The sequence below is a fragment of the Nibribacter koreensis genome, assembly GCF_039541795.1.
Taxonomy (GTDB): Bacteria; Bacteroidota; Bacteroidia; order Cytophagales; family Hymenobacteraceae; genus Nibribacter; species Nibribacter koreensis.
Window position 1 is genome coordinate 1,747,523 of the sequence record NZ_BAABGX010000002.1, and the last position, 26,596, is coordinate 1,774,118.

General features: G+C 50.4%; 22 protein-coding genes. 11 read left to right on the plus strand and 11 right to left on the minus strand.

Translation table 11 applies throughout. The features are described 5' to 3' along the window. Window positions 1-89: 89 nt before the first annotated feature. The 4 genes from ABD880_RS14830 to ABD880_RS14845 all read right to left on the minus strand — a co-directional run bounded on the left by ABD880_RS14830 (window position 90) and on the right by ABD880_RS14845 (window position 3,689). Window positions 90-704: a hypothetical protein gene (locus ABD880_RS14830; RefSeq protein ID WP_345167710.1), complete on the minus strand. Its 615-nt coding sequence runs from the start codon at window positions 702-704 to the stop codon at window positions 90-92. Between the two features lie 6 nt (window positions 705-710). Next, the gene (ispF, locus tag ABD880_RS14835; protein WP_345167712.1) at window positions 711-1,205 is read right to left on the minus strand and encodes a 2-C-methyl-D-erythritol 2,4-cyclodiphosphate synthase; all 495 of its coding nucleotides are present in this window, start codon (window positions 1,203-1,205) and stop codon (window positions 711-713) included. Window positions 1,206-1,673: 468 nt separating this feature from the next. Continuing rightward, window positions 1,674-2,117, minus strand: a complete 444-nt coding sequence (locus tag ABD880_RS14840) for a hypothetical protein (protein WP_345167714.1) — start codon at window positions 2,115-2,117, stop codon at window positions 1,674-1,676. A 288-nt stretch (window positions 2,118-2,405) separates the two neighbouring features. After that, complete coding sequence (locus ABD880_RS14845; RefSeq protein WP_345167716.1) at window positions 2,406-3,689, minus strand: M16 family metallopeptidase; 1,284 nt, start codon at window positions 3,687-3,689, stop codon at window positions 2,406-2,408. A gap of 196 nt (window positions 3,690-3,885) precedes the next feature. Between ABD880_RS14845 and ABD880_RS14850 the strand changes: the two genes are divergently transcribed. The 10 genes from ABD880_RS14850 (at window position 3,886) to ABD880_RS14895 (ending at window position 17,254) form a co-directional block, all read left to right on the plus strand. Beyond that, complete coding sequence (locus ABD880_RS14850; protein WP_345167718.1) at window positions 3,886-5,865, plus strand: alpha-ketoacid dehydrogenase subunit alpha/beta; 1,980 nt, start codon at window positions 3,886-3,888, stop codon at window positions 5,863-5,865. Window positions 5,866-5,963: 98 nt separating this feature from the next. Beyond that, window positions 5,964-6,272, plus strand: a complete 309-nt coding sequence (locus ABD880_RS14855; RefSeq protein WP_345167721.1) for a hypothetical protein — start codon at window positions 5,964-5,966, stop codon at window positions 6,270-6,272. 11 nt (window positions 6,273-6,283) lie between these two features. Next, the gene (locus tag ABD880_RS14860; RefSeq protein WP_345167723.1) at window positions 6,284-6,613 is read left to right on the plus strand and encodes a hypothetical protein; all 330 of its coding nucleotides are present in this window, start codon (window positions 6,284-6,286) and stop codon (window positions 6,611-6,613) included. A 32-nt stretch (window positions 6,614-6,645) separates the two neighbouring features. Then, complete coding sequence (gene ytxJ / locus ABD880_RS14865) at window positions 6,646-6,984, plus strand: bacillithiol system redox-active protein YtxJ (RefSeq protein ID WP_345167726.1); 339 nt, start codon at window positions 6,646-6,648, stop codon at window positions 6,982-6,984. Window positions 6,985-7,181: 197 nt separating this feature from the next. After that, window positions 7,182-7,952, plus strand: a complete 771-nt coding sequence (locus ABD880_RS14870; RefSeq protein ID WP_345167729.1) for a hypothetical protein — start codon at window positions 7,182-7,184, stop codon at window positions 7,950-7,952. Between the two features lie 69 nt (window positions 7,953-8,021). Then, window positions 8,022-8,906 carry a lipoyl synthase gene (lipA, locus tag ABD880_RS14875; RefSeq protein WP_345168076.1) on the plus strand — a complete coding sequence of 295 codons (885 nt, stop codon included), beginning with the start codon at window positions 8,022-8,024 and terminating at the stop codon, window positions 8,904-8,906. Window positions 8,907-9,079: 173 nt separating this feature from the next. Continuing rightward, the gene (locus tag ABD880_RS14880) at window positions 9,080-9,238 is read left to right on the plus strand and encodes a hypothetical protein (RefSeq protein ID WP_345167731.1); all 159 of its coding nucleotides are present in this window, start codon (window positions 9,080-9,082) and stop codon (window positions 9,236-9,238) included. Window positions 9,239-9,383: 145 nt separating this feature from the next. Then, window positions 9,384-14,252 (plus strand): ice-binding family protein, encoded by a 4,869-nt coding sequence (locus tag ABD880_RS14885; protein WP_345167732.1) that lies wholly within the window; start codon window positions 9,384-9,386, stop codon window positions 14,250-14,252. Window positions 14,253-14,289: 37 nt separating this feature from the next. Continuing rightward, on the plus strand, window positions 14,290-15,231 hold the full coding sequence (locus ABD880_RS14890; RefSeq protein WP_345167734.1) for a PorP/SprF family type IX secretion system membrane protein: 942 nt from the start codon (window positions 14,290-14,292) through the stop codon (window positions 15,229-15,231). Window positions 15,232-15,250: 19 nt separating this feature from the next. After that, window positions 15,251-17,254 carry an OmpA family protein gene (locus ABD880_RS14895; protein ID WP_345167736.1) on the plus strand — a complete coding sequence of 668 codons (2,004 nt, stop codon included), beginning with the start codon at window positions 15,251-15,253 and terminating at the stop codon, window positions 17,252-17,254. A 695-nt stretch (window positions 17,255-17,949) separates the two neighbouring features. On the opposite strand, the gene ABD880_RS14900 is transcribed toward ABD880_RS14895, so the two are convergent. Together ABD880_RS14900 and gcvP are read right to left on the minus strand one after the other, a co-directional pair. Beyond that, window positions 17,950-18,579 (minus strand): DUF4136 domain-containing protein, encoded by a 630-nt coding sequence (locus ABD880_RS14900; protein ID WP_345167738.1) that lies wholly within the window; start codon window positions 18,577-18,579, stop codon window positions 17,950-17,952. 323 nt (window positions 18,580-18,902) lie between these two features. Further along, window positions 18,903-21,821 (minus strand): aminomethyl-transferring glycine dehydrogenase, encoded by a 2,919-nt coding sequence (gene gcvP, locus ABD880_RS14905; protein ID WP_345167741.1) that lies wholly within the window; start codon window positions 21,819-21,821, stop codon window positions 18,903-18,905. A 206-nt stretch (window positions 21,822-22,027) separates the two neighbouring features. Here gcvP and ABD880_RS14910 point away from each other — a divergent pair, with 206 nt between their 5' ends. After that, window positions 22,028-23,257, plus strand: a complete 1,230-nt coding sequence (locus ABD880_RS14910; protein WP_345167742.1) for an NAD(P)-dependent oxidoreductase — start codon at window positions 22,028-22,030, stop codon at window positions 23,255-23,257. A gap of 3 nt (window positions 23,258-23,260) precedes the next feature. On the opposite strand, the gene ABD880_RS14915 is transcribed toward ABD880_RS14910, so the two are convergent. From ABD880_RS14915 to ABD880_RS14935, 5 genes are all read right to left on the minus strand, one after another. Continuing rightward, on the minus strand, window positions 23,261-23,752 hold the full coding sequence (locus ABD880_RS14915; protein ID WP_345167745.1) for a hypothetical protein: 492 nt from the start codon (window positions 23,750-23,752) through the stop codon (window positions 23,261-23,263). Between the two features lie 511 nt (window positions 23,753-24,263). Then, complete coding sequence (locus ABD880_RS14920) at window positions 24,264-24,503, minus strand: hypothetical protein (RefSeq protein ID WP_345167748.1); 240 nt, start codon at window positions 24,501-24,503, stop codon at window positions 24,264-24,266. Window positions 24,504-24,733: 230 nt separating this feature from the next. Beyond that, a complete protein-coding gene (locus tag ABD880_RS14925; protein ID WP_345167750.1) occupies window positions 24,734-25,120 on the minus strand; it encodes a DUF6960 family protein in 387 nt (128 codons plus the stop codon). A 6-nt stretch (window positions 25,121-25,126) separates the two neighbouring features. Next, window positions 25,127-25,330: a hypothetical protein gene (locus tag ABD880_RS14930; RefSeq protein WP_345167753.1), complete on the minus strand. Its 204-nt coding sequence runs from the start codon at window positions 25,328-25,330 to the stop codon at window positions 25,127-25,129. Between the two features lie 14 nt (window positions 25,331-25,344). Continuing rightward, a complete protein-coding gene (locus ABD880_RS14935; protein WP_345167756.1) occupies window positions 25,345-26,493 on the minus strand; it encodes a ribonuclease D in 1,149 nt (382 codons plus the stop codon). Window positions 26,494-26,596: the final 103 nt, after the last annotated feature.

The following is a 26,596-nucleotide window of genomic DNA, read 5'->3' on the forward strand; positions in this document are numbered from 1 at the left end:
TCTAATGATAGGCAATTTGCAGGCTAAAACCAAGTTTAAACCGTTTTTGGCCTGTTTTCTGGGTTTAGACAGAAAACTGGGCAGAAGGTTTAATGCTGTAAACGATAGTTTATGAACCTCATTTTTTTCCATTCTTCCTTTTTCTGCCTATTATATTCTTCCAACTTCACTTTCAGTTCGCCAATAGGCTCAAAGTAGATTCCAATTTGGTCGCCTGTTAGGTCGTACATAGGAATGAAAGCCACAATCACATCAAAATCGCCAGCATTCCAAATAGTGGAACGGTGTTCTGTTTTAGAGTCCTTCGTGCTTTTAGAAGGTGCGCCGTATATTTCGCTGAAATATTCTACTACTCCCTGATATTCTTTGATGGTCGCCTTTTGAGTTTCGCCTATGTCAGGATGTTTACCTATGAAAATGCGGAGTACATCTAGACGGTCCGTCAAAAAGATAGGATCAAGAAACCCATTCCTATTGATGTTTTGAAATTGGTAAAGGGCTATGTACTTATCTGCTTCATAAGGCTTTTTAACTGCTTTTTCTTGCAATAGGCCTTGGAGTGTTAGTTGTTTGGATATTTTACCAAACTCAAATTCTTTCATTCCTAGTTTAAAGTCTAAAAAGCACTTCTCTTTATAGTCATCTTTATTGCAACTGGGCAGAAAAAAGCAGAATACTAAAAAAAGACTAAGGAGCTTTTTCACGAATAATTATTGCTGTTTCTCCTTATGAATCAACACCGTGGCAAAGGCGGCTACGCCTTCCTTTTTGCCTACAAACCCTAGTTGCTCCGTAGTGGTGGCTTTGATGGAAATATCGTCTTCTGGAATACCCATTACCTCGGCTAAACAGGTTTTCATGCCGGGGATGTGCGGGTTGACTTTAGGCTCTTGCAGGCAGACGGTAGAGTCAATGTTGCCTACTTTATAGCCTTTCTCTCTCAGCAAGACCATGACCTCGCGGAGGAGAATCTTGCTGTCAATGCCTTTGTATTTGGGGTCTTTGTCTGAGAAGTGATAGCCAATGTCGCGCAGGTTAGCCGCACCCAGCAAGGCATCACAAATTACATGGATGAGCACGTCTGCGTCTGAATGACCCAAAGCGCCGTGCGTGTGCGGGATTTTGATGCCGCCTAGCCAAAAGTCCAGTCCTTCCTGTAATTGATGCACGTCATAGCCGAAGCCGGTTCTTATATTAAAACTCATGGAGTAGATGTTAGTTTTAGACACTAGATGTTAGACACAAGCCGCAAGATAGAAGATAGAAGACAGAGATGCGTCAAAGGTTTGTGATGGATGATGTAAAAGCCGTGCCGTGTCCGTCAATCATACTTCGGTTTGGTATCCTGAAAGCTCCTCACTTTTGTCATCCTGAAAGGATCTTGTGGGCGAACTGCAAGGACGCTGGCTACGCGCAACGAGCCGTTTTTGGCCTGTTTTTCAGGAATCAGCCTGAAAATGAATTCCCGTTCCTGCTTCAAGTTTTCAACTTGGAGCTACGCATGGCGCAAGTTTTCAACTTGCGTGCATCAGCGGCAGAACCAGGCAAGTTGCAAACTTGCTCATAAGCTACCCACAAGTTACCGCTTCGCTCAAACTTGCGGGAGGTGTCACTTAGTAAACGCCATTACAGCTTGCCCACAAGGTCCTTTCAGGATGACAAAAGAGGGAGAGTTAAGACTTGCTAGGTTTAGGAGCTTGTTTTGAGAATTTCTTCTGTAGCTTCTTAAAGTCTTGTTCTTTAATAAACGTATACTTTTTAGGGAAACCCTTCTCTAATATTTCATTTGCTGCTGTTCCGCAAACCCACATGCTTGAAGCATTTGCTTTCTTTATTAACATAGAAAGCTTTAGCTGATTTTCTCTTATTAGGTAGTTTGAAGGTAAAGAATCAATGCGAAAAGACTTTTTGCCTTCCTTAAAATCATAGGAAAAATTTAAAGAGGGTTTAACTGTTTTGTTACTTACTCCTATGTAAGTGTCTACTTCCTTGACCACCTCAATTTCGCCATCCTGACTTTTGTAAAAAATCGTTTTAATAAAGCTTTCATCCATATCAGAATAATAATCTGCAATGTAGAAGTTAGTTAGGTTTTCACCATCGGTCAACTTTTTCATCACTACGATATAGTCAGGGGAGTACGGTAAAAACCGGAAGGAGGAGTCTAATTTTAGGTTGTCACTAATGGGTGCTAAACCTGCTACCTTTCTGATTTCGTCCTTGATGGTTGATGCTCTATTCTTCTTGTCTTTTTCTCGGCAAGAAATGTTGAGAAGTAAAAGCGCACCTATTAGCAGAATTCTCATTCGACTTAAATAAGTAGGTAGTTTTGTTTAGGTTAAGGGCCTATAAATTTTCCATTTTCGGGCTGTTTTCACCAAAACAGCCCGAAAATGGAAAATGTACTACTCTTCTGCCAGTGCTTCTTCCAACTCAGACAAGGTGGCGGTGCTGGGGGCGGCTTTGTAAATGAGGGTAGAGCAGTTCTCGGGTCTGAGGACTTCTTGGGCCTGTTGAAAGAGGTCTTCGGCGGTGACGGACTGGACGCGGCTGGCCTCTTCGTTGACGTAGTTGGGGTTACCCATCAGTTTGCCGTAGGCTAGGTTCATGGCGCGGTTCAGGAGCTCAATCTCAGAGAAGACAATAGAGGTCTCGGCTTTGTTTTTAACCTTCTGCAACTCGTCCTCGGCTACGTGCTGGGCGCGTACCTGCGCTACAATTTCCTCTACGGCCGCATTGGCCTGGTACGGGTCTACGCCCACGTTCAATTTGCCTTGAATGATGAGCAAGCCTGGTTCCAGAGAGCCCGTCACAAACGCGCCAATGGAGTTGAACAGCTTCTGTTCTTTCACCAATTCATTATAGAGTCTGGACGAGTTGCCGTTGCCTAGAATGTCGCTGAGTAAATCGGCGGCGTGGTAGTGGGGGCTGGTGCGGCCGGGCATGTGGTAGGCTTTGTAAAGCGCGGTCAAGGGCACATCGGCTTCCATTTCTAGCAAGCGGGCTTCGGTTTGGCGTGGCTCCAGGGGTAGGTTGCGCTCATATCTCACACCGCCCGGTATCGGTCCGAACCATTTTTCCGTCAGCTCCTTCGCGCGTTCAAACGTGATGTTGCCCGCCACTACCAGAATGGCGTTGGCCGGCGAGTAGTGTTTTTGGAAGAAGGCGCGCACGTCATCCATCACGGCGTTCTCAATGTGGCTGATTTCTTTGCCAATGGTCGCCCATTTGTACGGGTGGTGCTGGTAGGCCAAGGGACGAAGCTTCAACCAGATGTCGCCGTAAGGTTGGTTGAGATAGTTCTGCTTGAATTCCTCTACCACTACTTTGCGCTGTACCTCCAGACCGTTCTCACTGAAGGCCAGGTCCAGCATGCGGTCAGACTCCAGCCAGAAGCCGGTCTCTATGTTCTGGGCGGGTACGGTGAGGTAATAATTGGTGATGTCTGGGCTGGTGAAGGCGTTGTTCTCGCCACCGGCCTGCTGCAGGGGCTCGTCATAGCTGGGAATGTTCACAGAGCCGCTGAACATGAGGTGCTCAAACAAGTGAGCGAAGCCCGTGTGGGTTTCCACTTCGTCCCGGGAACCCACGTTGTACAACACGTTTAATACCGCCAGCGGCGTGGTAGGGTCTTCATGCACCAGGCACTGAAGGCCGTTATCTAAGGTAAATTCTTTGAATTGAATCATAGGGATGCTCTTTTTAGGCGAAGGCCACTACGTAGTAACGGGCACGTGCCGCGGGTGTTGCCGATGGGCTGGTTTCGTTTTTGGCCTGGTTTCTGGAAACGAGCCCAGAAACAGTAAAAGTAAAAATAAGATCAGGAATATTTCCGTGTGACAGGGATTGCCTTAAATTTACACGTTCAGAATGTTGTAATCCGCCATGAATTTCAATAGAAAAGACTATACCGACGATGATTTACTGATGTTGTACCGCGGCATCCTCAAACCAAGAATGATTGAGGAGAAAATGCTGATTCTACTGCGTCAGGGAAAAGTGAGCAAGTGGTTCTCAGGAATCGGGCAAGAGGCCATCTCGGTGGGCTCTACCTTGGCCCTGGAGCCAGACGAGTACATTCTGCCCTTGCACCGCAACCTGGGCGTGTTCACCTGTCGTCAGATTCCGTTGGACAGATTGTTCGCGCAGTTCCAGGGCAAGCGTACCGGTTTCACCAAAGGCCGCGACCGTTCTTTCCACTTCGGGACCAACGAGCACCATATTGTAGGTATGATTTCGCACCTAGGTCCGCAGTTGGCCGTAGCGGATGGCATTGCCCTGGCAGACTTGCTGGACAAGCGCGAGAAAGTAACCGTGGTGTACAGCGGGGACGGCGGCGCCAGCGAAGGAGATTTCCATGAGGCGCTCAACGTGGCCGCTGTGTGGGGCTTGCCGGTCATCTTCATCATTGAGAACAACGGCTACGGACTGTCTACGCCCAGCAACGAGCAGTTCAAGTGCCAGTACTTTATAGACAAAGGCCCGGCCTACGGCATGGACGCCTTACAGATAGACGGCAATAACGTGCTGGAAGTCTATGACACTGTGCGCCAAGCCGCTTATAGCATCAGAAAGAACCCGCGCCCAATGTTGATTGAGGCAATGACCTTCAGGATGCGCGGGCATGAAGAGGCATCGGGGACCAAATATGTACCGCAGGAACTGTTTGAGCGCTGGGCGAAGAAGGACCCAGTAGAAAACTTCGAGAAATACCTGTTGGATGAGAAAGTGCTCACGCCTAAGTCGCTGGCCGCGGTGCGTGAAGAGATTAGAGCCGAGATTGAGCAAGGCCTAGAAACCGCCTTCAATACCCCAATGCCGGTGGCTGACCCTAAAGAGGAGCTAGCCGACATGTACGCGCCTTTCATCCAGACGGTGATGACACCCAAAGACAGCGCCCGCACCGAGAAACGCTTTGTAGATGCTATCTCAGATGGTTTGAAACAAAGCTTAGAGCGTTATCCAGAGCTGGTGGTGATGGGCCAGGACATCGCCGAGTACGGTGGGGTCTTTAAAGTGACGGAGGGCTTCGTGGAGAAGTTCGGGAAGGAGCGCATCCGTAACACGCCTTTGTGCGAGAGTGCCATTCTGGGCGTAGGTCTGGGGATGTCTATTAAGAAGAAGAAGTCGGTGGTAGAGATGCAGTTCGCTGACTTTGTGACTTCGGGCTTTAACCAAGTGGTGAACAACCTGGCCAAGACGCATTACCGCTGGGGCCAGAACGCCGATGTAGTGGTGCGCATGCCTACGGGTGCCGGGGCCGCCGCGGGTCCGTTCCACTCACAGAGTAATGAGGCCTGGTTCTTCCATACGCCGGGCTTGAAGATTGTCTACCCAAGTACGCCGTATGACGCCAAAGGCCTGCTCAACGCGGCCATTGAAGACCCGAATCCGGTCATGTACTTTGAGCACAAACTGCTGTACCGCTCGCTTACAGAATCTATTCCAGACGATTATTATACGGTAGAGATTGGTCGCGCGCGTTTGGCCCAGGAAGGAACCGACTTGTCTATCATCACCTACGGGATGGGCGTACACTGGGCAAAGCAGTTGCTAGCCACCATGCCAGACGCCAGCGTAGACGTGCTGGACCTGCGCACTCTGTTGCCATGGGACAAAGAAGCCGTGCGCCAGACCGTAGCCAAAACCGGCCGCGTATTGGTCTTGCATGAAGATACCATCACGGGTGGTATTGGCGCCGAGATTGCCGCCTGGATTTCTGAGCATTGCTTTGAGCAACTGGACGGTCCGGTAGTGCGCGTGGGTGGTCTGGATACCGCAATTCCGTTTGCGCCGCCGTTGGAGCAGGAGTTCTTGCCGGTCAAGCGTCTAAGAGAGAAGGTAGAGCAACTGCTGTCTTTCTAACCTTTCCGTTTTTGGCCTGTTTTCATGAAAACAGGCCAAAAACGGTTCACAATATCCGTGGCCGGGCTGTATTACGTATACTCTTTGATTGTGCCGTTATGAATCTAAATAACAGAATGTGGATGTTCCTGCTGGTGGCGGGCATTGTGCTGAGTGGTTGTAGCTCTGGACGGATTCCCTGCCCAGACGTGACAGGTAAGAAAAGTCTGAACCCGTTGGCCATGTTCAAGCCTAAAGAACCTACCCCAGAGGATCAGGCCAAAGAAGGCACTGACATTGGCGGCCGCAACATGGAGTTTGGGGCCAAGGATGGTTTGCTCAAGAAGAAGAAAGTGAAGATGCCAGGCGCCAAAAAGAAGCAGAAGGTGGTGGTCAAGTTTGGCAAAGGTCCCGGAAAGAAGAATTAACCCCCAGATTTATGAAACAATCTTTACACGTATTTCTTTTTACAGGGATGTTGGGTGTGCTTTTGCTGTTTTCTGCGCCTGCCAGTGCTCAGGTAGAACACAAGTCCCGCAACCAACAGCGCCAGGAACTGCGTAAGAGTTTACGCGAGGCCCAAAAAGTAGAGTCTGAGTACCGCGAGTCTCATTTGAACATAGCCAACCACAGCTTTAAAGACGGCGAAAGCTCGCGCAAGCGATCTAAGAAGAAAGAGGCCCGTGATAGAATGGAAATCAAGGAAGACGGCACCGCCGCCAAGCCAGACCTGCCCGTTAAAAAGAGAAAGAAGGCCTCCAGAAGGTAAAGATTGAACCCCCACTTAGTAGAGTAGAGCGTATGGAATGGAATTCATTGACCAGTGCAGAGCAACTGGCGCACATAAAAGAAGAATCTAAGAGTCAACCAGTGGTCATTTTCAAGCACAGTACCACGTGCTCCATTAGTGCAACTGCCAAGAGCCGGCTAGAGCGCCAGTGGAATGACAGCGGACTAGACCAGGTGAAACCATACTATCTGGACTTGTTGAGCTACCGGCCTATCTCTAACCAGATAGCAGAAGAGTTTAGCGTACGTCATGAGTCTCCGCAGTTGCTGTTGATTAAAGACGGACAGGTGCAGTACCATGGATCGCACCTGGGCATTAACCTGCAGGAAGTGAAGAAGCGTTCAGCGTAGACAATACGCGTCGTTTTTGGCCCGTTTTACAGAAAACAGGCCAAAAACAGAGTGTGACGCTTGCTGTAAGGGGTAGACGTAGAGCTTGCCGTCGCATGGAGAGCGCGCTTTGGGCTTCTTTGGTGTAAGAGTTTGACAGGCTCTGTTTTAGAGGTGCTTATATTTTAGTAGTTTTAACAAAATTAGCCTTTTTGCCCGTGCGCAAACACCTACTCCTTTTGATTGTATGTCTCTGTCTGCCATGTAGCTGGGCGCTTGCCCAGAATGTGGAGGAGGAAGAGACCTATACCCGTGAGTTTACTTACGGCATTAACTTTAATTCCAACGGTGGTCTTATTGGTGGCCTGGCCATCAAATCAGCCTACCACTTAAAGGGCAACTGGTACCAGTTCTGGTCATTGGAGGGGGTAGAGGTAAAGCACCCAAAGGAATATCCGTACATCAACACCAACACGGGAGCCACGTACGTGCGGGGCAAAAGCAATTATATGTTTGTGCTTAGGCCAGAGTACGGCCGGGAGTACACCTTCTTCAAAAAAGCCGCCGAGTCTGGCGTGCAGGTGAACGGCGTGGTGGCCGTAGGTCCTTCCCTGGGGATTCTTGCCCCGTATTACATTGACTATGACCGTAGCCGCTATGTCTACAACCCACAGACCAGAACCTATTACCGTACCGGCGAGGTGATCATCTCCTCAGAACCCTATGATCCAGACATCCATAACGAGGCCCTGATTCTGGGCGGTTCTGGACCCTTCAAGGGCTTGGGTGATCCAAGCTTTAAGGTGGGCGCGCATGCAAAGGCAGGCGTGAGTTTTGAGTACGGCCGGTACATGGAGAGCGTGACGGGCGTGGAGGTAGGCGTGTTGTATGAGGCGTTTACTGAGAAGATTCCCATCATTCCAACAGCAGAAAACAGCAACCATTTCACGTCTGTGTACCTGACCCTGTATTACGGCCGCCGCCGTTGAACAAATTAGGTGACTAGGCTGTTTTTTGTCTATCCGCTCCACGCTTAGTACCTTTGCCTCATGGATCAATTGATTGCATTGCCCGTTATACAACCGGCAGAAGCTCAGACAAAAAACCGCAAGCCAGACTGGCTTCGTGTAAAACTGCCCGTGGGCAAAGAATACGCGAAGGTACGTCAACTGGTAGATACCTATAAACTGCATACCATCTGTGAGAGCGGCAACTGCCCCAACATGGGCGAGTGCTGGGGAGCCGGCACGGCCACGTTCATGATCTTGGGCAATGTGTGCACGCGTTCCTGCTCTTTCTGCGCCGTAGCCACGGGCCGCCCCAATGAGTATGACCTGGATGAGCCGCGCCGCGTAGCCGAAGCCATCCAACTGATGGGCGTAAAACATGCCGTGATCACCTCTGTGAACCGTGACGAGTTGAAAGACCGCGGGGCCAGCGTGTGGCATGAGACCATTGTGCAGATCAAGAAGCTTTCGCCGGAGACTACCATTGAGACCCTTATCCCAGACGTGAAAGCCAACTGGGAAGCCTTGGAGATGATGATCTCTGCGGGGCAGGAAGTGGTGTCACATAACGTAGAAACCGTGCAGAGCCTGTACCGCCGCGTGCGTCCGCAGGCAAAGTATGAGCGAAGCCTGGAGCAACTGCGCCGCATCAAGGAATACGGCAAGCGTTCCAAGACCGGTATCATGCTAGGCTTAGGCGAAACCCAGGAAGAAGTCTACCAGGCCATGGACGACCTGGCCGCCGTTGGCCTGGACATCTTGACGCTGGGACAATACCTGCAGCCTACCAAGATGCACCTAGAGGTAGCTGAGTTCATTCACCCAGACCTGTTTGCTCACTACAAAGAAGAAGGCTTGCGCCGCGGCATAAAGTATGTAGAGTCTGGCCCGTTGGTGAGGTCTTCTTACCATGCAGAGCGCCACGTGCACGTTTAGTCGTTTTAAAAATCATAATTCTTTTGAAAGCCCCGCAACCTTGCGGGGCTTTTTTCGTTTAGGGCTCTGGTGCTTTTCCAAGCTGCTGTGTCTACTCCCCTAAAATCCTTTAAGTTGATGTGAATTTTAGTTTTTGCATAAAACTCATATAGTGGTTTTAGGCCTGGTTCTGCATGCCTGAACCTGAAAAGGAGAGACATGCTACGAAGGCTGGAGGAGATGCCTGGAATATTGAAGAATTAGTATATAACATATTGATAATTAAATTATTTGTTTCACTTAAGCAGCAGAAAGAGGGTCATGGGAAGATAAGTGGTAGGATGTGGTTTTAAATAGTCACCTTTGAGGTGCTCTAGGGTATTTGCATCTTTTTTATACCCCGAAACCTTTGGTTTGGCAGAGAGTACACGTAAGGACTCATATATTAATATGACTATATACGGTTAAGTTTATTTTGATAATAGTTTAGTTGGTCGCATGAAGAAAATTTTACACCTAATAGCAGCACTGTTTGCTATTTCAATTTCAACAAACGCACAAACTCAGAACGCCCCAGGTCTAGGGGCGGCTCAGGAGTTTGCCGTGTTGGCCAGTACCTCTGTGGTAAACACAGGGCCTACGCTGGTCTATGCAGATTTGGGTACCTCCCCCGGTAACGTGATTCTAGGCTTTCCTCCAGGAATTGTCTTAGGAGAGATTAGACCGGGTGGCATAGAGCCCACCGCCGCGCAGGCAGACGCCCGCCGCGCCTATGACTTCCTGGCCACGCTCACGCCTACCAGCAACATGACGGGCCAGCAACTGGGCAAAGGGTTTGACAGAACGCCAGAGGCAGTAGCCGGTACCGTACTAGGACCCGGCGTTTACCGTTTTGACGGCAACGCCCGCCTAAAAGGCCAGCTGCGCTTGGACGGTAAGGGAGATCCTAACGCTGTGTTTGTAATACAGGTCAACGGAGACTTGATTGTAGATGAAGGCTCTGTGATCTCTGTGCAGAACGGTGCACAACCTAAGAACATCTTCTTTAGAGTAACCGGCAACGTGGTTGTAGGTAACCAAGGATTAATTGGTACCTCATCAGCGTTGAAAGGCAACGTGTTGGTGCAAAACAACATCACGCTCAGCAACGGTACCACCCATGAAGGACGTCTTTTGTCTTTGGGTGGCAACGTGGTCTTAAACAACAACACCATCTTCTTGCCTCTTATTGTAGAGACAGACCTTGCCATCACTAAAACCGCAGACAGATCTGAGGTAGCCGTGGGCGATACCATTACCTATACCATTACCGTAAGAAACCAAGGCCCAGATGACGCTACCGGAGTTCAGGTAGTAGAGACCTTGCCTTCTTCACTAGCATTTATTGACTTTACTTCGTTCCGGGACAACGTTCCGGCCAACTTCGCTTACAATCCTACTACCAGCACTTTCACCATTGGCAATCTTGCCTTCGGAGAGACGGCCACTATTAAATTAAGAGTGCGCGTGTTATCCTCTGGTAACTTGGTGAACCGCGTACGCGTGATTGGCAATGAGCCAGATCCAGACAAAGACGATGATGAAGACGAGGAGCCGGTAGTTGTACCTGGCGTAGTAACCGACCTTCAGACCATTAAGACAGTAGACAAGACCCGCGCCAACGTAGGCGATGCCTTGACTTATACTATTGTTGCCCGCAACAACGGCCCTAACGCCGCCACGGGTGTGATCATTAGAGACGTGTTGCCAACCGGCCAGATTAACATCACGGGTCAGACGTCTACCAACGGAACCAACCTTGACATTAACACCGGCATTTGGACCATCGGCAATCTAGCCAGCGGCCAGTCGGTAACCCTGACCATCAATGCCACCATCACCGGCACGGGTACCATTGTCAACACCGCCATCATTAGAGGAAACCAGGCAGACCAACAGCCTTCTAATAACATTTCTACTGTAGTGACGGTGGTAACGCCTGGGACAACCCCTTCCAACACCGCTGATTTGCAGGTTCAGAAAACAGTAAACAAAACCCGCGCAAACGTAGGCGACGCTCTTGTTTATACCGTTACTGCCCGCAACGCTGGCCCTAATGCCGCAACGGGTGTTACTGTAAGAGACGTATTGCCGCTTTCTCAGATTGATCTGGTTGGCAACGTGACGGTATCTACCGGAACATACAACGCCACTACCGGCATCTGGACCATTGGCAACTTAGCAGTTGGTCAGACGGCCACGCTAACGGTTAACAGTACCATCAAAACCAACGGTACTATTGTGAACACGGCTACTATTAGCGGTGACCAGGTAGATGAGCGTCCAGAAAGCAACACCTCTACTGTCATTACTGTAGTAGGCGCCGGCCCAGAAGTGCCAACGGTCTTCACAGATCTACAGGTTGTAAAAACAGTAGACAAGACCCGCGCTAACATTGGAGACGCCTTGGTGTACAATGTGACGGTAAGAAACAGCGGCCCTAACAACGCTACTGGGGTATTTGTGGTAGACGTGCTGCCAACCAGTCAAATAGATATTGTAGGACAAGTAACGGTGTCTGTGGGTACTTACAACGCCACCACGGGTGTTTGGACCATTGGCGCTCTAGCCAACGGGCAGACGGCTACTTTGCGTGTAAATGCTACTATTAAGACTGCCGGTACTATTGTCAACACTGCCATTGTGAGAGGCAATGAGGCCGATCAGCAACCAGTTAACAACACCTCTACCGTGATTACCATTGTGGGTGAGACACCTGGTCCAGGAGCGTCTACTGACTTAGAGGCTATTAAAACGGTAAACAGAACCCGCGCCAACGTAGGTGATGCTTTGACCTATACGGTAACGGCCCGCAACAACGGACCTGCCGCCGCTACAGGTGTCATCATTAGAGATGTGTTGCCATTGTCACAGATCACTGTGGTGGGTACCATCACACCTTCGGCTGGAACGTACAATGCCGCCACCGGCATCTGGACCATTGGCAACCTGGCCGCAGGACAGTCAGTGACCATGACGGTGAACGCCACAATCAAAGCCACCGGTACTATTGTCAACACCGCCATCATCTCTGGCAATGAGCCAGACTTGCAACCGGCCAACAACACCGCCACCGTGGTAACAGTAGTAGGGGACGGTACCACCCCAACAACCTCTGCCGACTTGCAAGTGGTGAAAGCCGTTGACAAGACGCGTGCCAACGTGGGTGATGCTTTGCGCTACACTATCACGGCCCGTAACCTGGGACCAAACACTGCCACTGGGGTGAGAATCACAGATGTGTTGCCAGTTGCGCAGATAGACTTAGTGGGTGCGGTAACGGTTTCAACCGGAACATACAACGCCACCACCGGTATCTGGACCATCGGGAATTTGGGAGTAGGTCAGACCGAAACCATGACGGTAAACGCTACCATTAAAACCACCGGTACTATCGTTAACACGGCCATCATCACAGGTGACCAGGTAGATGAGCGTCCTGAGAGCAATACTTCTACCGTGATTACCATTGTAGGCGGCGGCACAGGAAACCCTTCTGAGGCCACTGATCTGGAAGTGGTGAAAGCCGTTGACAAGACCCGCGCCAACGTAGGTGATGCACTACGCTATGACGTGACCATCAAAAACAACGGACCAAGCAATGCGACTGGCGTGCTAGTAGTAGATGTGCTGCCATTGGGTCAATTAAGCTTAGTAGGTACGCCAACCGTGAGCAAGGGTACTTACAATGTAGCCAACGGTGTATGGACGGTAGGCAACCTAGCCAGCGGCGAGACGGCCACCTTCACGGTAAACTCTACCATTACCACAGCTGGTACTATTGTAAACACGGCCACCATCAGAGGCAATGAAGCAGACCAGGTACCAGGCAACAACAGCTCTACCGTGATTACGGTGGTACCTACCACAGGTGCCGGAGTAGCCAACCTGGCCATCTCTAAGTCAGTGGACAGAGCCGAAGTGACCCTAGGTGAGCAAGTAGTGTTTACCCTGCGTGCCACCAACGCTGGTCCAAGTGCTGCCACTGGCGTTACCGTGAAAGATGTGTTGCCAGCCGGCTTCACGTTTGTAAGCGCTAGCCCGGCCGCTGAATACGATGCCACTACCGGCGTTTGGACCATTGGCAACTTAGCCGTTGGAGCCACGGGTAGAGAGTTGAGAATTACTGCCACTACTACACAAGTGGGCAGATTGAGAAACGTAGCCGTGATTAAAGGCGGAGGAGACCAGATTGACCCAGATGACGATGATGACGAAGATGACGCCGAAGTATGTGTGCGTCCAACGGCGCCAATCGTGCCAAACGCTTCGGTTTGCGCAGGCGGTAACAATGCCACGTTCGCTATCACGCCAATTGCCGGGGTTGTCAACTTTGAGGTAGCTGGTTTGCCAACTGGTGTCACCAGAGTAGCAGGCGGTGGAAACACCATTACCCTGCAAGTGGGAGCCAACGTGCCAGCGGGTGTTTACAACATCTCGTTTGTAGCCTTGAACCCGAACAACACGTGCTCTAACAGTCTGCCATCTTCCGCTACGTTGACGGTAAGTACCACTCCTGGTAAGCCTGGTCAGATCACCGCTTCTAGCCCTACGCTTTGCGCAAATGTAACCATCAGATACAGCGTGACGCCAGTTAATGGGGCCACCAGCTACATCTGGACGGTGCCAGCCGGCTGGAGATTGGCCGGAACCACCACCGGAAACGGTCCTTTCACTACCACAGCGCCTGAGATTGAATTGATCCCAAGCACTACTAAAGGAGAAATTACCGTGAAAGCGTCTAACAGCTGCGGAACTAGTGAAGCCTCTATCCTAACGGTAGAACCAGGTGCCATGCCAGCCACGCCAGTGATTGTAAACGAAAGCGGCCCATGTACTGATTTGATCTACAGAGTAGAGGCCGTTACAGGCGTAATCTATACCTGGACTGTAACCGGTGACATCAAATTCAAGGGTACCAATGACCCATCTGTGACAGGTACCACCGTAACGCTTGAAGGCACCAGTGCTGATGCAAAATCAGGGACGCTTACGGTAACTGCCTCTAATGGAGGAGCCTGTGGCAATGCCGTAGCTTCTGTGACGGTAGATGCTAGCTCTGCTGGCAGCTTATTCATCCCTAATGTATTTACTCCAAACGGAGACGGCGTGAATGACTTCTGGGTGATTAACAACCTTGAGAAGTTCCCAGACAATGACCTGGCCATCTACAACCGTTGGGGCAATGAGGTGTTCAAGACCCGTGGTTATAACAACACCTGGCAAGCACAAGGTCTAGAGGAAGCTACTTACTTCTATGTACTGCGCGTGAGAGGCTGTAACGGTCAGGAGCAAGTGTACAGAGGACCAGTACAGGTAGTTCGCTAAGCTTAGCACCAGACATAATCCTAATTTCAAAAGAAAGATGAAAAGAATTCTAATACTGATCATGACGATGCTGGCCACAGGAAACCTGTGGGCCCAGCATCGTCCCCAGTACTCACAATACATTTTTAACCAGCTGGTCATCAACCCGGCGTACGCGGGTGCCAAAGAGAACCTGACCTTAAACGCCTTCCACCGGCAGCAGTGGGCAGGTCTGGAAGGAGCTCCCAACACCCAGTCGTTCAGCATTGATGGCTTGACTAAAAACAAGCGGATTGGTTTGGGATTCCATGCCACCCGTGATGAGATCTTTGCCCAGAACCGCAAGAACTTTATTGTAGATGCTTCTGTCAAACTGCCGGTGAGCGCAGACGGAGTCATTAGCGTAGGTTTGGGCGCGGGCGTATCGCATTATGCGGTAGACGCCAACAAATACAACGTAGACGGTGACCCTACCTTGATCAATCAGAAGGAGACCACCTTCAGCCCAGATTTGAACATAGGGGTTTTCTACCACACAGAGCGTTTCTACGCCGGGGTGTCCATCACAGACTTGTTGGGAATTGACAAAGACATCAACTATGACCCAGAGCGTCACTACTTCTTTACGGCAGGTTACGTGGCAGACATAGGAGACAACGTCAAGTTCAAGCCAAGCTTCATGCTCAAGGACAACTTTGACGGCCCGTCTAACGTGGACTTCAACTTCTTCTTCTTGTTCAAGGAGCGCATCTGGTTGGGCGCCTCTTACCGCACGGGCATCAACATCTTCAAGAGTGATTTTGAAGGAAAAGGCCTAAACCACAGAGATGCCATTGTAGCCATGACAGACATCTACCTCACCCAGCGTCTGCGCCTGGGGTATGCCTATGACTACACCCTGCACGACAACCTGAATGACCTCTCTACCCATGAAATATCTGTTGGATACACGTTCCTGCGCATGCAGCCTACCAAGATGGTAACTCCACGTTATTTCTAATCTAAAATCTGAATTGACTATGCGCAATAAATACAAATCATTATCACTGGCTCTTCTTCTGGCGGGCGGCTTGGTAGTGGGTGGCTGTAACTCTACCCGCAAAGCTGACTTGCATTATGAGAACTTTGATTACACGCTGGCTATTGAAGAGTACAAAGAAGCCTTTGCCTCTAAAGAACCAAGCTTAGTAGGTGCCCAGCGTCTGGCAGACTCATACCGCCTGACGGGCCGCACCAAAGAGGCCGAGGAATGGTACGCCAAAGTGGTGGCCATGCCAGAGGCAGACCCTATCAACATCTATTATTATGCAGAAGCCCTGCGTAGCAACGGCAAGTATTTTGAGGCCAAGACCCAGTACCAGAACTATGGCATGAAAGTACCCGCCGAAGCCGCCAAAGCCAACGCCAAGGCGCAAGCCTCTGATGCCGCGTTAAAGCTGTTGGAAGAGCCAGTATCTGCCGTTGTGGTGAATGAAACCGCCATCAACTCCGGTAACGCTGATTTCAGCCCGACGGTGTATGAGAACGGCATCATCTTCGCCTCTGACCGTGGTGCTGCTAAAAGCAATGACAAAGACATAGATGCTGGTACTTACGGCTGGACCGGAAGACCTTACTTGCAGATGTTCTACGCAGAGCGCAACCAGGACAGTACCTGGCAGTTGCCTACTATGGCCAGCGAGTCTCTGAACTCTTTGTACCATGACGGCCCGGCCGTGTTGGATAGCTCTAACTCCACCATCTATTTCACCCGCACCCACATGGTAGAGGTGAAGAACAAGAACGTGAACGTGGATCCTACCAGCTGGGTGAAAAAGCCCATGACCAATGACCACGTGAACCGCCTGGAGATTTTCTCGGCTACGCGTAGTGACAGTGGTGCCGCTGGCACCTGGTCAGTGCCTAAGGCGTTCCCTTATAACAAAGTGACTGAGTACAGCGTGGGCCACCCGGCCCTGTCACCAGATGGCAAAATCATGTACTTTGTTTCTGACAAACCCGGCGGATACGGTGAGACTGACATCTACTACTCAGAGCTTCAGGCTAACGGAGAATGGGGACAACCAGTAAACGCAGGTAACACCATCAATACCGTGGGTAAAGAGATGTTCCCGTCTTTTGACAGATCTGGCTATTTCTACTTCTCCTCAGACACGCACCCGGGCTTTGGTGGTCTGGACGTGTTCAGAGCCCAGGGAAGCCGCAGTAGCTGGACCAAGCCGCAAAACCTGAGAACGCCTATCAACTCGCCAAAGGATGATTTTGGCATGACGTTCATGCGCAACGTGCAGAAGAGCGAGACTGTAGGGTACCTGTCTTCTAACCGTGACAGCAACAACGGCACAGATGACATCTACAGCTTTAAGTTGTTGAGTAACGCGGTTCTATTGGTGACTACGCTGGAGCGTGTGTCCTTGCCAAGCAAGCGCAACACCACTCAGCCCTTGGCAGACGTACGCTTGAAACTAGCCATCAAAGGCTCTACAGACACAACCTCTGCATTCACCAACCCTAACGGCGAATACGCTTACGGCGTCATGAAAGGCAACGTGTATGAGTTGGCCGGTGAGAAATTCGGCTACTTAAAGCAGTCTGCCACGGTTTCTATTGACACTACCAGCTTAGCAGACACCACCCGCGTGACCTTGATCTTTGACAAGAGCAAAGCCAACGTGGCCATTGCCCTGGAGAACATCTACTATGACCTGGACAAGTGGAACATAAGACCAGACGCGGCGTTGGAGCTAGACAAACTGGTGCGTGTGTTGCAGGATAACCCAAGCATTAAGATTGAATTAGGCTCACACACAGATGCCCGCGAAGGCCTAGGCTACAACCAGTTGCTATCTGAGCGTAGAGCGCAGTCTGCCGTGGAGTACCTGGTAAGCAAAGGCATTCCTAGAAACCGTTTAAGCTGGAAAGGCTACGGCGAGACACGTCTACGCAACGGCTGCGCCGATGGGGTGGAATGTACCGAAGACCAACACCAGATGAACCGCCGCACCGAATTCAAAATCAAGTAAATTCTTCTTGTTGATCCAAATTTACAAAAGCCACCCTTCTGGGGTGGCTTTTTGTTTTGCTTCCGTTTTTGGGCTGTTTTCAGGAAAACAGCCCAAAAACGAAGAAACTTAGGTGGCTTTTAAAATTACACAAGCCTAAGACCATTACTCAAAGAGCCTTGTAGCGTCCTGAGGACCTGCGAGCGTCTGCGCCAATACCGCCGCCTAAGGCAATCACCTCAACCCAAAACGGATTCCCCCCTTGAGGGGGGCGAAGGGGGGTGTTTACATCAGCAGGTCGAAAACTCCCCTTCCTAATTTAGTAGGGTCTGGTATGTCAGCAACACACAGCAGACAATGCGGTGCCTAATCCATACAGCACGCATTCCGTCCCCCTTTGAAGAGTGTAGTTCTCTTGTATGTACATAACTGTACATACAAGAGAACTACACTAAAAGCAATGCGCACTTATTTCGCGGTGTCCGCGAGGGTAGTCTTAAGACTACCCGGCATCCTTAGTCACGAGTCCGGAGACTCGCGCCAGTGATTTTTTATAATCCTCATCGCTAACCCCCTCATCCTAACCTTCTCCCTCGAGGGAGAAGGGACAGGGCTGGTGCGTTTTTGGCCTGTTTTCCAGAAAATAAGTCAAAAACGGAATTCATAAATAAAGCCTCAGCGTTCATGCTGAGGCTTTATTTATGTCATGTTAAATATTAACGATTTGCAGTGGCACCATCGTTAGATGATCTGCCGGGCGGGTACTTGGCTAGAATCTGGGTGACGATGGCTTTTACTTTTTCATCCGTTAAGGATTTCTCGCCGCCTGTGGTTTGCCCGGTGCCGCGCCATACCAGCTCATTGCTCTCAGTGTCCACAATATCCAGGATGATGGTGCCGGCCTGATACTCTTGCACCGTGGTAGTGTTGTAGAGCCTGTTGTAGGTGTAGGCATAGCGGTAACCGTACCAGTATCCGTAGCCAATGGTAGGAATGCTCACAAAATCTGGTCGTACGCGTTGTACATTCTCAATGGTCACGTCATAGGCCAGCAGCATGTCTGGCTGCTGACTTCCAGCTACCAACTGGAAGCCCCGGCGGGTCATTTCTGCCTCTACGGCGTTCTTAATGCGCTTGTCCAGAAAAGTACTGTACCTGCGGGTAGAGTCACTCTTGGCCACAGGTTGGTCTTGGTACCAGCGCCAGGTGCGGTACTGGGCAAAATTGGTGGTCTTCTCATAATCTGAGGAAACATGGATGGAAGGAGCACAGCCCGTAAAGCCTAAAACCAACAAGCTCATCGCCAACCTCACCACCGTCTTTAGGATGCTGTTTGATGCGTTCATCTTCTGTTAGATTTGTAGTTCAGAATAAATAAAGTCTCTGTCTCTATTAAGCAAAAGGTGTCAATTACTTAGGTATACGTTTTTGGCAATATGTTAGCCTCTTGATAACCAATGACTTACTAAGAAAATCAGCAAAAACAGTGCCTCTCTACTTGTGGTTGCCTACAGGAGTAGCAGGAGGGGTACGCCGTCATCAGATGCGTTAGAAAGAGAACAGGGGGAGGGATTTCGTTTTTGGCTTGATTTTCAGGAAATAGGCCAAAAACGAAAGCGCCCGCTGCGGTGAGGCAACGGGCGCTTTCAATAAATTAAGTAACTAGTGGTTATACTGCCGTCATGGGCTGGTCCTGCTCATTGTAGGCTTCTACCGGGGCGCAGCTACAGATCAAGTTGCGGTCACCGTAGGCGCTGTCTACTCGGCTAACGGTTGGCCAGAACTTAGCAACTCTGGTATAAGGCACTGGGTACACCGCCTTCTCTCTAGAGTAAGGCATGGTCCAGTTCTCTGCCAGGGCGATGTGGGCAGGGTGAGGCGCGTTTTTCAACACGTTCACCTTCTGGTCGGCTTTGCCTTCTTCTACCTCTGCAATCTCTGCTCTAATGGAAATCATGGCTTCGCAGAAACGATCCAGCTCTGCTTTGCTTTCACTTTCGGTTGGCTCTACCATCAAGGTGCCGGCCACTGGGAAGGATACCGTAGGCGCATGAAAACCGTAGTCCATCAAACGCTTGGCAATGTCCTCTACCTCCACGCCTACTTTCTTGAAGGCACGGCAGTCTAAGATCATTTCGTGGGCGCAACGGCCATTGGTCCCAACGTACAACACAGGGTAGTGCGGCTCTAGACGGGCTTTGATGTAGTTGGCATTCAATATGGCAATCTTGGTGGCCTCTGTTAAGCCTTCGCCGCCCATCATGGCGATGTAGGCATAAGAGATTGGCAAGATGCTGGCGCTACCCCATGGCGCGGCAGACACCGCATTGATGGCCTCTGGTCTACCCAGGTCCACCACAGCATGGCCTGGCAGGTAAGGAGCCAAGTCAGCGACTACACCAATTGGGCCTACGCCTGGTCCACCACCACCGTGAGGAATACAGAAGGTCTTGTGCAGGTTCAGGTGGCACACATCTGCGCCAATGTTACCCGGCGAGGTCAAGCCTACCTGGGCGTTCATGTTGGCCCCGTCCATGTAGACACGGCCACCGTAATTATGGATGGTTTCGCAGATTTCCAGGATGCTCTCCTCATACACACCGTGGGTAGAAGGATAGGTCACCATTAAGCAAGATAGATCGTCTTTGTGCTGCTCGGCTTTCGCTTTCAGGTCGGCTACGTCAATGTTGCCGCGCTCATCGCATTTCACAATCACCACTTTCATGCCGGCCATTACCGCAGAAGCAGGGTTAGTGCCGTGCGCTGATGATGGAATCAAAGAGATGTTACGGTGATGATCACCTCTAGCCTCATGATATGCTCTAATCACCATCAGACCGGCGTATTCGCCTTGGGCACCTGAGTTAGGCTGCAAGGAAACGGCGGCAAAACCAGTCACCTCACATAACCATGCTTCCAGGTCTTTGAAGATCTGGGCGTAGCCTTTGGCTTGGTCTGCTGGCGCGAACGGGTGCAACGAACCAATCTCTGGCCAGGTCACCGGAATCATTTCGGCGGTGGCATTCAACTTCATGGTGCAAGAGCCCAACGGAATCATACCGTGCGTCAAAGAGAAGTCTTTGTTCTCTAAGTACTTCATGTAGCGCAGGATTTCGCTTTCTGAGTGGTACTTGTTGAACACCTCATGCTGTAGGTAAGAAGACGTTCTGATCAATGACTCTGGCCATTGGATATCCACTTGCTCAGGCAACTCAGTCATCTCCAGTTCAGCGGTTGGTTTTCCGGCTACTTTTGAGAAAACAGCCAAAATCGCTCTCACGTCTTCTAAGTCTGTGTTCTGATTTAAAGAGATACCCACGTTGTGAGAATCTGCGAAGTAGCGGAAGTTGATCTCAGCGGCCTCAGACTCTTGTTTGATGGCAGACTGTAATTCAGCGCTCTCTACTCTAATCTGTAAGGTGTCAAAGTAGTTCTGGTTCAACTGCTCAAAGCCTAAACGCTCCAAACCTTTCTCTAAGATCTGCGCCAGGCTATGGATGTTGAGACCAATGTATTTTAAGCGGCGCGGTCCATGGTACACAGCGTACATACCGGCCATAACAGCTAATAGAACCTGCGCGGTACAGATGTTAGACGTAGCTTTCTCTCTTCTAATGTGCTGCTCACGGGTTTGCAAGGCCATGCGGTAGGCTTTGTTGCCGTGCGCGTCTACAGAAACCCCAATGATGCGGCCCGGGATGGAGCGCTTGTACTCTTCTTTGGTAGCGAAGAAGCCAGCGTGCGGTCCGCCGTAGCCCATAGGTACGCCAAAACGCTGCGAAGAACCTACCACCACATCGGCACCCATTTCACCTGGGGCTTTCAACAAGGTCAAGCTCATCAAGTCAGCAGCCACAGCTACTAACATGTCTTGCGCATGTGCAGCCGCAATGAAGTCTGTGTAGTCAAACACCTCACCGTTGGCGGCTGGGTACTGCACCAGCGCCCCGAAGATGGTATCATCCTCCAGGTTCACGTCTTGGTGATCGCCTACAATCAGTTCAATGTTTAATGGGGTAGCACGCGTAATCAACACGTCTAAGGTCTGCGGCAATACCTGCTCAGAAACGAAGAAACGAGTGGCGTTCTTTCTGGAGCCTTTGCGCAACGCATAAAGCATATTCATAGCCTCAGCGGCGGCGGTGGCCTCATCCAGCAAAGACGCGTTGGCTATCTCTACGCCGGTCAGTTCAATTACCAGCGTCTGGTAATTGATCAAGGCTTCTAAACGACCTTGGGCAATCTCAGCCTGATACGGGGTATAAGCGGTATACCAGCCTGGGTTCTCCAGAATGTTACGTTGGATGACCGGTGGCAGGATGGTGTCATTGTAGCCCAGGCCAATGTAGGACTTGTAGAGCTTGTTCTGCTTGGCAATCTTGGAGAACTTGCGCAAGAAGTCACGCTCCGTTAAGGCAGAAGGCAGGTTTAAAGGTTGTTTTAATCTGATGGCCGCGGGTACGGTCTCATCAATGAGCTGGTCCAAAGAATCTGCGCCAATGGCTTGCAGCATTTCCTGTATCTGGTCTTTAACAGGGCCGTTGTGGCGTTCTTTGAAAATGTCTGCCGGTTTGGTCTTAAATATCATGTGAGGTATATTAAGAGTAGAAATGGAATCTTATAATCTGAAAAACAGCCGTCAGGCTCAATTCATTACACAAAAGTAAAGTTTAAAATTCAGTAATTACAGCCAGACCTCTTAAATTGCAGAGGCAGCGCGGCGTCTTTGGCCTGTTTGTGACGTTCTTTTTTGATTTGCACCTCAAACCCGGGAGTAATTTCCTTTTAAAGCATATGGATAGAGTAAAGCTTGGCATTTTAAGAGAAGGCAAAATACCTTATGACAAACGCGTTCCCCTGTCTCCCAAAAAGTGCCTGGCCGTGCTGGCGGAGTTTCCAGATGCGCAACTAGTCGTTCAGCCTAGTCCGTTCCGGTGCTTCAAAGACCAGGAGTACACAGACCTGGGCATCCCGCTGCGCGAAGACCTAAGCAACTGTGACGTGCTGTTTGGCGTCAAAGAAGTGCCCGTAGACCAGCTCATCCCCAATAAGACCTACTTCTTTTTTTCGCATACCATCAAGAAACAACCTCATAACCAGAAACTACTGCATGCGGTTTTAGAAAAAGGCATTACGCTCATTGACTATGAGCTCATCACCAATGACAAGGGTGAGCGCGAAGTGGCCTTTGGGCGCTGGGCCGGCATTGTGGGCGCCTACAACGGCCTGCTTACCTATGGCAAGAAATGGAACCTGTTTGACCTGAAGCCCGCGCACCAGTGCATTGACATGATGGACATGGAAGAGGAGTTCTTTAAGGTGAAGTTTCTACCCAACATCAAGATTGCCGTGACCGGCGGCGGAAGGGTAGCCCAGGGAGCCATTGAGGTATTGCAACGCATGGGCTTGCGCGAAGTGACCGTAAAAGAGTACCTGCATGAAGAGTTTGCCGAGCCCGTGTTTGTGCAGCTGCGCTCCTCAGACTACCACGCCAAGCCAGGGGCAGACGCCTGGGACTCACAGGACTTTTACCAAAACCCGCACCTGTACCAGTCTACCTTCTCTAAATTTGCGAAGGTAACGGATCTGCTTATGGTGTGTGCCTACTGGAACCCCGCCGCGCCCGTCCTCTTCACGGAGGAAGACATGCGTGAGCCAGACTTCAAGATCAATACCATTGCCGACATTAGTTGTGACGTGAATGGCGCCGTGCCTTGCACCAAGCGGGTGACTACCATTCCAGAACCCGCCTTTGACTACAATCCCTGGAGTAAGGAAGAAGAGCCCGCCTATACCTCTACCAAGAACATTACCGTAATGGCGGTAGACAACCTGCCCTGTGAACTGCCCAGAAACGCATCAGTTGATTTTGGCCGGCAGTTGCTGGCCCATGTCATGCCTGCCTTGATGAATGGTGACCCAAAGGGAGTGCTGGCAAGAGCTACCATTGCCAAAGACGGCGTGTTGACAGAAAAATACCAGTACCTGCAGGACTACGCCATGGGGCGCGAGGCGGTAAACTAAAGGTTAGAGAAGAGTAGCAGAATAAGCGGCCGCCATGGCTTCGGCCTTAGCCTCTTTGGGGCCGTGTTTCTTTTTGGCAAACCACTTCAAGGCGTCTGCAATGTCATCTACGTACTTCAGTTTGAAGCTAAGTGATGCATAAGACGCGTACACCATGTGCTGCAGGCTCAGTTGTTCCATGTTCTGGACAGACTCTAACACGGCCACCTTCTTGATGGGTGACTGAAGCACCTGCGGCAGAAACTCATACGCCACCCAGTCATAATCCTGCAAGGGCATAGGGCGCAAAGCCTTGATGTCATAAATACAGAACCAGGTCTGCGAGGAGTTGATCAGCTCCAGAGTATGTTCTAATGTCTCCCTGAAAACGGCACTCGCCACTACCCCTGTCCATTGCAAATGCAATATCTTTTGGTCAAAGTCCTGGTAAATGGTGGCAGAAGGAGAATGGAAGGTAACAGTCACTGGATAGGTACAACTAGAGTATGCTAACACTAAGGGGACGCCACAAAGGTATGTTTAAACATTTAATTTGGAACTATTCTTTCATAAAATATAATTTAACAATCTTTTAGAAGAATTGTAAGTGCTTCATTATTAGGCTTTAAACAAGATAATCTAGCAACTATAAAAGTCCTTGCCAGTAGGAGTATTAGAAAGAGAGCATAACAGCGGCAGGCTAGACCAGCTACTGAAGAGACTGCGTTTTTGGCTTACTTTAGTGAAAACACCCAGAAAACGCGCAGTGGTCTTGGTGGCTGCTTTATGAGGGACCTGTTAAGTAAAGGTGATAACCAGCAGGTGGCCCTCTTTGGCCTTAGCACCAATAGGCAGAGCAGCTCCCCAAATAGAGTTTTCATGTTGATGACGCTCCTAAAGACGGCTACCTCAATCCATGCATGCGTTACTGCTTGGGGTTCTAGGCAATAACAAAAATGACCGCCCATAAAAAAGCCCCGAAGAAGTTTCTCCGGGGCTTTTTTATGGATGGATTCTCTAAAGAGAACTATTGGTCTTTCTTGTCAGCTACGCCGTCATTCACAGTAGTGTCTTGTACGGTGATGGTGTCTTTGCTTTCAAGGGTGTTGTCTATGTCATTACCAGCTTCATTGGCTGCATCGCCCATTTCATCACCGGCGGTTTCTACGGTTTCTTCTGCTTTTTCAGCGGTTTTAGACTCACAAGAAGCAAATCCAAACGATAGCGCTAATAAAGCCGCTGCCGCTACTCTGGTTACTTTTTTCATAGTTTCTGTTTATTGATTTTGGAAAATGTATACGTGAATTAACTAAATAAAGATCACAAAAGCGCTATCGCTTTGAAAACCAAGGAATTTATTTGAAGTCGTTTTTGGGACGTTTTCCAGAAAACAGGCCAAAAACGACAAAATCCCTAGCTGTCTTTTTGTTTAAAAGCCCGGGAGAAGGGGGCATGGCATCCACCCCACCATAGCACAACGTGGTAGAAAGAGAGGCCTTAAGCGGGCATCAACTGGCTTTGTTTGTAGAGGCCGTCCAGGGGCTGCTTACCTACGCGCAGGCCATAGTAGGCGGCGTCTTCTGAGACGTTCCAGATAATGTCTGTGATTTGGGCCATGGTGCCCCTGGGTTGTTGGGCGGAGCGCACAAACTCACCAAACGTGAACGGCAGCGGCGCAATGGGGGCGTAAAAGTCTGGCCGTACTTTAAACTCCTCATCTGCGTAGCGCAGCAGGTACCAGCCGTTGAGCTCGCTCACTTTCTCAAACACTTTGTTGTGGGGCTCTAGTATTTCAAACTCGCGGCGGTTGGCCGGATGAATGGCGGCGTAACCATACCCCGGAAACCATGGATAGACTCCAAACTCCTGAGACTTCTTAGGCATTGTTCCTTAATATTTACGGTATCCATATCGCCTTCTCAAAAAGAAGACCAAGATGGTGCTAACGGCTAAAGCCAGAAGCGTGATTCCGGTTTGAATGTTAGTAGAGGCTGGAACCTGATGGCCAGAGGCATACGCAAGCACCCAGAACATGATGTTCAGGATCATCAACACAAATAGAATGGCTAACAGTGTATTGAAGAACGTCCTCATGGTTACTTTTCCATTTACAGCACAACGCCCATGTCTGCGGCGGTTTGCAAGACAATCTCGCGGGCGTAGTTTTTCTGGATGATCAAGTCACCCGTCTGGCTGTAGTGCGTGATGGTGCTCTGGTCCAGCAGCAAGGGCGTGGCATAGGCGCCATAGGTGTCTATGAGGGCCTTCTGCACCAGACAGAGCTGGTCGCGGCGGGCCTCGGTCTCCGGCGTTTTGAACCTGGGCGGATATGGGTTAGACGGCAACCGGTTAGAGATCTGGCGTTTACGGGCCTCTTGCAAGGCGCCGTTGAGGATGCGTTGCAACTGCGCCTCATAGCGGTCTTGCTGCAGGCGCCCATGAATGCCGCGCGTATGGTGGAGCCACTCGTTCAAGTTGCCTTCTGGGTTGCTGAGCAAGGCCATGAGCGCTGCCGTGTTGATGACCTGGCCGGCGGGCAGGTTCCATTTCTGGGCCAGCTCATCCCTGAAATCATAGATGGGCTTAAGAATGAACTGCTGCAAATACGTTAGGCGCTGCGGAAACTTGATCTTAAGGTGCGGATCTTCCGGCATTGAGAAGACAATGGATTCCAGAAGCTTGTCTTCTTCGGCTAGCCAGTGCATGCGCCCCAGCTCAGACACCTTGCCTAGCATCTTGTCTTTGAGCGGATGCAGGTGCAACACGTCCAGGGTAGCATACTCCAACTGGCGCTTGGTCAAAGGGCGCAGGGTCCAGTTGCTCATCTGCTGTGACTTGTCCAGGTTAAGGCCCAGTTCTTCTTCCAGCAGGGTGCCCAGTGCGGCTTTGGCGTAGTTGAGTATCTTGGCCGCCACGGCGGTGTCAATGAGGTTGCGCACCTGACAGCCCAGCATGCTCAATAGCATGAGGTCATTGTTGGCGTGGTGGAAGATCTTGATGATGGCCGGGTCTTCCAGCACCTGCCAGAGCGGTTGCAGGTTCTCAATCCCGAAGGGGTCTATCAAGAAACAGGCCTGCCCGTCAGAGATCTGAATGAGGCAGAGCGTGAAGCCGTAGGTGTAATGGTGTTGGTCAAACTCAAGGTCCAGGGCCAGTTCTGCTTGCTGGCTTAGATAAGATGCCGCCTCAGCCAACGCCTCTTCCGTTTCCACCAAATAGACTGGTCTGCCCTCTAAGACAAATGCAGGTTGATTCATAACGCTCAAATGTACCAAAGATTTGGCATTTGCTTGACGTTGAACCCAAGGACAACGTTGTCGTTTTTTACCTATTTTCCAGAAAATAAGCTAAAAACGCCGG